A 7,587-nucleotide genomic window follows, 5' to 3' on the forward strand; every position below is an offset into this window, starting at 1 on the left:
CAGCAGGACATACTTTATCGCAACGCGATTGTACGTATACGTGATATGGACCATTCCATCCGAACTTTGAATGACTGCCGGATACGAATACTCCCCCGGCTGATCCTCCAAGGTCATTACTTCCGACCATCTCTTCCCGTCTCTTGAGACCGCCACGTTCAGAGGGTATCTGGACTGAATCGAATTGTTGTACACCAGGAGCAGCCTGCCGTCCTTGAGCGTTACACCATCGATCCCTGAATTCGGATTGGGCAGTCCGGTCGGTTCCATCGCACTCCAGGTTTTCCCGTTATCATGGGACCAGCTTTCAGCAATCACTCCCTGTTGAGTTCGGCAAAGGGCTTGCAAAGCACCGTCCGCATGACGGAAAACAGTGGGCTGAATGGCCGCAAACTCATTCCCGTCGTTGATCGGACCAACCGTTTCCCAGGTGTCGGCCGAAGCGGACGCTATCTCGAAATGCACTCTCCAGCCGGCGTTTTCGGTGCTCGATGGACACAGGATTTCGCCGCTGCTCAATTGGACTGGTTTGTTCTTTATAGGCCCGAGAATGTTATCCGGTAATCGTTCCGGTTTGCTCCAGCTTTTACCACCATCTTTTGAGGTCATCAGCATTCCCCACCACCGCACCGGATCCGGCCCCACCTTATAGAAAATCATCAATGGGCCTTTGATGGGCTGGAACAGCACCGGATTCCAGCAGGGGTAACGCATTGTATCCGATTGTACGCCGTCAGCTACTTCAACCGGCGTCGACCAGCCTTCGCCCTCTAAACGAGAAACCCAGATGCCGACGTCGGGATTTTTCTCGCGCGTCCCACCGAACCAGGCGGCCACAATCCCTGAGTCGGCCTCAACGACCGTCGAGGCGTGGCATTGCGGGGTGGGCTTGTTGTCCAAAGGGAAGATGAACTCCCCCGAGACGTAGCCGGGCTGTTTTCCGTCCCCGGCTGATACATCCCTGATTTCAAAGCCGGTCTGAGCGAGGACCAACACTGAAACGACAAGCACTTTTTTCATTCGTCCAGCGGTTTTCATTCAGCATGCTCCTGACGGGGAGAAAATGCTTCCCTGATCCAATCCGGGATTCCATATCTGCATCAAGATATTACGCCAATAGTAGTCCAGCGGAGATACCGTCGGAACCCGTCGCCTGCTTATAATTGCTTGCTGCACGCAATTATTAATCGCACAACATTTCGGGCTTGTCAAGTTTTTTCAAGAACGCATTCAACAGGAGGGTTGCGGATGGACTATAACTGTGAACGCAATCGAGTCAGCGGCCGGCTTACCGGAACGATCACAGCGTGGGCCGGCGGCTCCCCCGCGCGACCCGGTGATCGGGGACTGGCTGCCTCAGCCCTCCAGCAGGCGCTGGAACACCCGCTCGGTGTTCTCCACCGTGCGCTCCACGCTGAAATCGACCAGCGCCCGCTCACGGCCCCGCGTGATGAACCGACCGGCCAGTTCCCGGTCCTCCAGCAGACGGTTGACCTTGGCCGCCAGGTCGCGCGGGTTCAGCGGCTCGAACAGCAGCCCGCTTTCGCCCTCCTCCACGATCTCCGGGTTGCCGCCCCAGCGGCTGGCCACCACCGGCACGCCCAGGGCCATGGATTCGAGGATGGTCTGGCTGAGGCCCTCGAGCAGGGAGGGCAGCACGCTCACCGTGAGCAGCGGATAGAACAGCAGGCTGCGCTCCTCATGGTCCAGGATGATGACCCGCTGCTTGGGGCGCAGGCGGTCGAGGATCGAGTCCCACTCCGGCTGACGGCCCGGGCCGACCAGGAGGATAATGGCCTCGGGGGGAAGCCAGGGCAGGGCCGCCAGCAGTATGTCCTGACGTTTCTTGCGCGCGATGCAACCGATCACGGTGGCGCCCTCTGGGATGTCCAGGCGCTCGCGCAGGCGGGCCGTGCCCGCCGGGTCGAGGCCCTCGTACTTTTCGCGCGGGGTGCCGTTGTACACCACCTCGATGAGCCTCCGCGCCACCCAGCGCCCGGCCAGGGCCTCGCCCACGGCCCGGCTGACCGCGATCACCCGGTCCGCGCACAGGGTGGTGAGAAGCCCGCTCAAGCGGCTGGAATCGGGCATCTGACGGCGGGTGAACACGAGCTTGAACGGGGTGCGGTGGACCAGCTTGGCCCGCATCGCGGCGTAACGGTCCTGGCTGGACTGGGCGTTGACTATCTGGATATCGTGCTCGCGGCAGAGGTTGTCGATCTGGCGGACCGCTGGCCCGCCCAGACGGCCGAACTCCATCGGCGCCAGGTGCACTTTCGAGCCTGAAAGGTCATCCCAGAGCCGCGCCTCGCGCCGGCAGCCGAAATAGACCGTGTGCCCGCGCGCGGCCAGGCCGCGCGCCAGGTAATCCATCGAGCGGGTCGCCCCGCCCAGGTCGCCCTGGTAGGTGAGGAACAGAATATTCATGCGGATAAAATATCAGTTCCGGCCTGCCGAGTAAACCCCTGTCGCAGATTCCCGCCTGGAAACGATGCCAGCGCTCCCTGAAAAAATGAATTTATTCCTTGTGCGCCGGGGTGAGCCTCCCTATATTCGTATTACATCTTTAAAAATCGTAACACGATGGATCAAACCAACAAACTGGAGGAGTCGTGCACAGGCATTCGTGGTTCGGGCTGATGCTGCTGGCGGCCTCGGTTGTGGCCGGCCCGGCGGCGGCGGAGATAAATCCGGATACAGTCTACCAGCTCCCGCCCGTGGTGGTGGTGGGCAAGGCGGTGATCGACGAGATTCAGATACGCAAGACCGGTGTGGCGGTCACACGGATCAGCGAGCAGCAGGTGCGCGACCTGGATGCCTTGGACCTGCCCTCTGCGCTGCGCCGGGTGCCGGGCGTGATGATCTCGCGCCACAATCTGGTGGGCAGCTACGGCGGCGGCGAGGGCGGCGCGATCTACATCCGCGGCATGGGAGCGGGCCGTCCCGGCGCCTCGGTGGAGATGCTGGTCGATGGCGTCCCGAAGTTTGTCGGCCTCTGGACACACCCGCTGATGGACGTGCTGAGCGTGGATAATCTGGAGAGCATCGACGTGTTCAAGTCACCCCAGCCGGTTGAGATGGGCAACATGTCGTTCGGCGCGGTCAACCTCCACAGCCGCCGCATGCACAGCGACGGGTTCCGGACCGAACTCAACACCCTCTACGGCTCGCACGACACCTACAACCTGGTGTTCAACCACGGGGGCAAAGAGGGCCGTTTCGACTATTATCTGGGAGCGGCGGCCAAGGGCACGGACGGTCACCGCAAGCAGGCCTATGGTGAGTTGAAAAATTACTGGGGACGGATCGGCTACAACATCTCGGACACCTGGGACGCCTCGCTCATCCTGTCGCACTACGACAACACCGCGGATGACCCGGGTGTGGTCAGTTCGCCGCCTCCGGTGCGGGGACGGTTCAACAACACCGATTTCACCGCCAACCTGACACTGGCCAACCACAGCGAGCGCGCGGACGGTTTCGTGAGGCTGTACGCGGATGACGGCAGCATGAACTGGCAGCAGTGGGACGCCGCCGCGAGCGACCCCTACGACACGAACACAGATTACCTCAACCGCGGACTGCGCGCCCGCCAGAACATCGCCCTGGCCGAGGCCACCCAGCTCACCGTGGGCCTGGACTACGACGCCTACGGCGGCAAGGCCACCGAGCTGCACATGGACAAACCCGCGGCCACCAAGAGCATGCCCTCGAAATATTTCTACAGCACCGCGCTCTACGCCAACCTGTCGCACAGCTTCGAGCTGCGACCGGGACTGAGCCTCACCCCCTCGGCCGGGGCGCGCTACAACTGGCACTCGGCCTACGACAACGAGGCCGCCCCCGAGGCCGGAGTGGTGCTGGCCGGGGACAAGTGGCAGCTCTACGGCAATTTCGCGCGTGGCTACAACTACGCCGGGGTGTACGCGGTCTGGTTCTACAATGTGGCCTGGAACCGCCAGGGTCCGGCCTACGAGGACCTGAAACCCGAGCGGGTCAAGCACTACGAACTCGGGTGCAAGGTCACCCCGCGCCAGGGCCTGACCCTGGACCTGAGCCTGTTCCACGATGACGGCGAGGACATGATCAGTTTTGTCTCGCCACCTCCGCCGCCGCCCTCGTTCGGCAACGTGGGCAGTTTCAAGACCACCGGGGCCGAGCTTTCGGCCAGCTGGTCGGCGCTGAGCCGGTTCTCGCTCTACGGCGGCCTCAGCGTGATGAATTCCACCCCCTCCGACCTGCCCCAGGCCCCGGGCTACATGTTCACCCTGGGCACCAACCTGATCGTAGCCCCCAGGCTGCACCTGAGCCTGGACCTGGAGTCCGTGGGTGACCGCTGGGTGGCCAACGACCGTTTCGGCAGCGTGATGGGCAAGGTGGAGGCGTTCACCACGCTCAACACCCGGGTCGATTACTACCTCGGCCGGGCCGGGGCCTCTTTCGAGCACAGCAGCCTGTTCCTGGCGGTGGAGAACCTGACCGACACGGACTACGAGTTCAAGCCCGGCTATCCAATGCCTGGCGCCACGGCCTATTTCGGTTTATCTTTCAACCGCTGAACCCGATGGCAATCCCTACGGGAGGGGGAGGCGTCCCCTCCCGTCTTTTTTTTGGAGGAACCGATGCCACGTTTCACGGTCAGACTGTTGCTTGTCCTGGCTCTGTCAGCCGCTGTCAACCCTGCGGCCCGCGCCCTGGCCGGGGAGCGTCCGGTTGTGACCGCCTCGACCAGCATGATCGGTTGCATGCTGGAGCTTCTCGCCCCTGGCCGGATCGAGGTCCAGACCCTGATCCCACCCGCCTCCTGTCCGGGCACCTATGACCTGCGGCCCGGCGATGCCGCGCGGCTGGCCCGCTCGGTCCTGATCGTGCGCCACGACTATCAGGCCTACCTGGACAACCGTTTCCGCGAGCAGAACCCCGGTATGCACCTGGCCGTGCTGGAGACTCCCGGCCACTTGCTGGTCCCGCAGAATTTCCGCCGCGCCCTGGAGCAGCTCAAGGGCATCCTGGCCGAGGCTTTCCCGTCACTGGACGACAGCCTGGAGGCAAATTACGCCGCGGCGCTTGTCATGATCGACTCCGCTGAAACCCACGCCCGCGCGCGCCTGGATCAATCTGGGATCGCCGGGCGGATTGCGCTCTGCTCGGACAAGCAGGTTGCGTTCGCGCTCTGGGCCGGGGCCAAGTCCGCCGGCACGTTCACCAACTCGCCCGAGGAGCTCTCGGCCCTGAGCCTGGGCCGGATAATCAAAGCCGGGCGCGAGGGCGGGGCAGTTTTCGTGGTGGGCAACCTTCAGAGCGGCGGCGAGAAAGTCGCCCGCGCGGTGGCGGCCCAGACCGGCCTGCCGGTCTGCATCCTCAGCAATTTCCCGGGCACCAACGAGCGCAACGGCGACTGGCCGGGCCTTCTGGCCGACAACCTGGAGCTGCTGATCCGGGCCGCCGAGGGTGAAAGCCAGCCATGAGCACGGAGATCGAGTTTCTGCGGGCCACGGTGGTCCTGCACCGACGGACTGTGCTGCACGAGGTATCCTGGCGGGTCGATAGCGGCCAGTTCTGGGGGATAGTGGGGCCGAACGGTGCGGGCAAGTCCACCCTGGTGCGCCTGGCGGCCGGGTTTGTCCCCCTGGCCGCTGGCAAAGCCGCCGTGCTCGGAAAAGACCTGGCCAACTGGAAACTGACCGAGCTGCGCAAACGGGTGGGGTTCCTGGCCCAGCACCTGTTTTTCGACGAGGGCCTGCCGATATCCGCCCGCGAGGTGGTCCTGATCGGCCGGACCGGGCGGCGTGGGCTGCTGCGCCCCTTGAGCGCCGCGGACCACGAGGCCGCCGCTCGCTGCGCCGCCGAGCTGGAGGTGGCCCACCTTCTGGAGCGCCCCTTCGGCACTCTCTCGGGCGGTGAGCGCCAGCGGGTCCTTCTGGCCCGGGCCCTGGCCCAGGAGCCGGAGCTGCTGATCCTGGACGAGCCGACCGCGGCGCTCGACCCGCGCGCGGCCCTGCGTTTTCTCGACAGCGTGGACCGCCTTCAGCAGACCCGCCGGATGACAGTGCTGGTCGTGACACACGAGATTTCGAGCCTGCCCGCCGGCTGCGGCCATGTGGCCCTGGTCCGCGCGGGAGCTATTCTGGACGCTGGCCCCAAGGAACAATGCCTCACCCCGGAGCGGCTTTCCGAGCTGTACGGCTGCCGGGTGGAACTGGAGCTGCGCGGCGGACGCTACCAGATCTTCCAGGAATGACTGCGGTGAGCCTTTTCGAACTCTGGCAATTCCCATTTTTCCGCAACGCCCTGGCCGCCTCGGTCCTGTGCGGGGTGGGCTGCTCGGTGATCGGCGTGTTCATCGTGACCATGCGCATCCCGTTCATCGGCGTGGCCATGTCGCACGCAGCCATGGCGGGCGCGGTGTTCGGCCTTCTGGCCGGACTGCCCCCGGCGGGCTGCGGGTTCGCGCTGGCCCTGGCCGCCTCGTTCGCCGTGGGTCCGCTGACCGACCGGGTGCGGATGGACCCCAATATCTCGCTGGGCGTGATCTTCTCGCTGATGATGGGCCTGGCGTTCCTGGGGATCGGTCTGTCCCCCACTCCGCGCAACGACATGCTGGGCCTGATCTGGGGCAACATCCTCCTGCTCTCCGGCGAGGATATCCTGCGCCTGGCCGTGGTGACCGCGCTGGGGCTCGCCACTGTGTTCCTGTTCTACAAGGAGTTCCGGGCGGTGATGTTCTCGCGGCAGGTGGCGGCCGCCTCGGGCCTGCGCGAGCGGTTCACCTGGTACCTGTTGCTGGTGCTGTGCGGGGCCACGGTCACGGTCAACCTGGACACGGTGGGCGGGCTGATGCTGTTCAGCATGATAGTCAACCCGGCGGCCGCGGCCTGGCAGTTCACCTACCGGATGAGCCGCCTGTTCCTGATCTCCGCGCTGTTCGGCGTGCTGGCGGCAGTGGCGGGGATGCTCCTGTCCAGCCTGTTCAACCTGCCCTCCGGGGCCTGTGTGGTGGTGGCCTCCAGCGCGCTGTTCGGGCTTTCGCTGCTTCTTTCACCCAAAAGGAGGCAGGCCGGCCATGGCGCATTCTGAGACGCGGGGGCCGCAAAGCAAGCGGCGCTTTTTCGACTGCCACGCCGAGGGTTGGGACCGCGAAAACAGCGCCGAGAGCGAGCGTTGCAAGATCGAGTCCCTGGTGCGGGAGATGGGCCTCAGGCGCGGATGGCGGGTGCTGGAGGTGGGTTGCGGCAGCGGCCAGGTGAGCGCCGCGCTTCTGGGCGTGCTGGGCCCGGCCGGCCAGGTGACCGCTTTCGACATCTCGGGGGCGATGCTGGTCCAGGCACGGACCAAGCAGTTGGAGCGCGCGTTCTATTTCCAGGCGGAAGCCGCAGTCCTGCCCCTGGCCGGGGCACGGTTCGAGGCGGCGGTGCTGTTCCGGGTGTTCCCGCACCTGGATGATAAAAGCGCCTGCCTGGCCGAGCTGCGCCGCGTGCTGCGTCCCGGCGGCTGGCTGATCCTGGCCCATCCCGCCGGGCGGGAACAGCTCAATGTCTGCCACGCCGCCATGAGCGGCGAGGTGGCCCTGGACATGCTGCCCGAGGA

Annotated in this window: 7 protein-coding genes; 5 read left to right on the forward strand and 2 right to left on the reverse strand. The window is 64.7% G+C overall.

Features of this window, described 5'->3' with window-relative positions; translation table 11 throughout:
* A partial coding sequence (locus LLH00_11615) for an exo-alpha-sialidase (protein ID MCE5271913.1) occupies positions 1-1,038 on the reverse strand: 1,038 nt, incomplete at its 3' end.
* A gap of 318 nt (positions 1,039-1,356) precedes the next feature.
* Positions 1,357-2,427, reverse strand: coding sequence for a glycosyltransferase family 4 protein (locus LLH00_11620; protein ID MCE5271914.1), 1,071 nt, complete (start codon positions 2,425-2,427; stop codon positions 1,357-1,359).
* A gap of 185 nt (positions 2,428-2,612) precedes the next feature.
* On the opposite strand from LLH00_11620, the gene LLH00_11625 reads away from it, so the two are divergent.
* From LLH00_11625 to LLH00_11645, 5 genes are all read left to right on the forward strand, one after another.
* Positions 2,613-4,559, forward strand: coding sequence for a TonB-dependent receptor plug domain-containing protein (locus LLH00_11625; protein MCE5271915.1), 1,947 nt, complete (start codon positions 2,613-2,615; stop codon positions 4,557-4,559).
* A gap of 63 nt (positions 4,560-4,622) precedes the next feature.
* Complete coding sequence (locus LLH00_11630) at positions 4,623-5,468, forward strand: zinc ABC transporter substrate-binding protein (protein MCE5271916.1); 846 nt, start codon at positions 4,623-4,625, stop codon at positions 5,466-5,468.
* A complete protein-coding gene (locus LLH00_11635; GenBank protein MCE5271917.1) occupies positions 5,465-6,241 on the forward strand; it encodes an ABC transporter ATP-binding protein in 777 nt (258 codons plus the stop codon). The genes LLH00_11630 and LLH00_11635 overlap by 4 nt, the downstream gene beginning before the upstream one ends.
* 5 nt (positions 6,242-6,246) lie before the next feature.
* Positions 6,247-7,077 carry a metal ABC transporter permease gene (locus LLH00_11640; protein ID MCE5271918.1) on the forward strand — a complete coding sequence of 277 codons (831 nt, stop codon included), beginning with the start codon at positions 6,247-6,249 and terminating at the stop codon, positions 7,075-7,077.
* Positions 7,064-7,587, forward strand: a 524-nt coding sequence (locus LLH00_11645) for a methyltransferase domain-containing protein (GenBank protein ID MCE5271919.1), incomplete at its 3' end; no start/stop codon positions are given. The genes LLH00_11640 and LLH00_11645, both read left to right, overlap by 14 nt.

Source organism: bacterium, assembly GCA_021372515.1.
Classification (GTDB): Bacteria; Gemmatimonadota; Glassbacteria; order GWA2-58-10; family GWA2-58-10; genus JAJFUG01.

Excerpts from the sequence above, each read along its gene's own strand:
- LLH00_11620 (MCE5271914.1), bottom strand. The coding sequence starts at position 2,427 with ATGAATATTCTGTTCCTCACCTACCAGGGCGACCTGGGCGGGGCGACC.
- LLH00_11630 (MCE5271916.1), top strand. The coding sequence starts at position 4,623 with ATGCCACGTTTCACGGTCAGACTGTTGCTTGTCCTGGCTCTGTCAGCC.
- LLH00_11635 (MCE5271917.1), top strand. The coding sequence starts at position 5,465 with ATGAGCACGGAGATCGAGTTTCTGCGGGCCACGGTGGTCCTGCACCGA.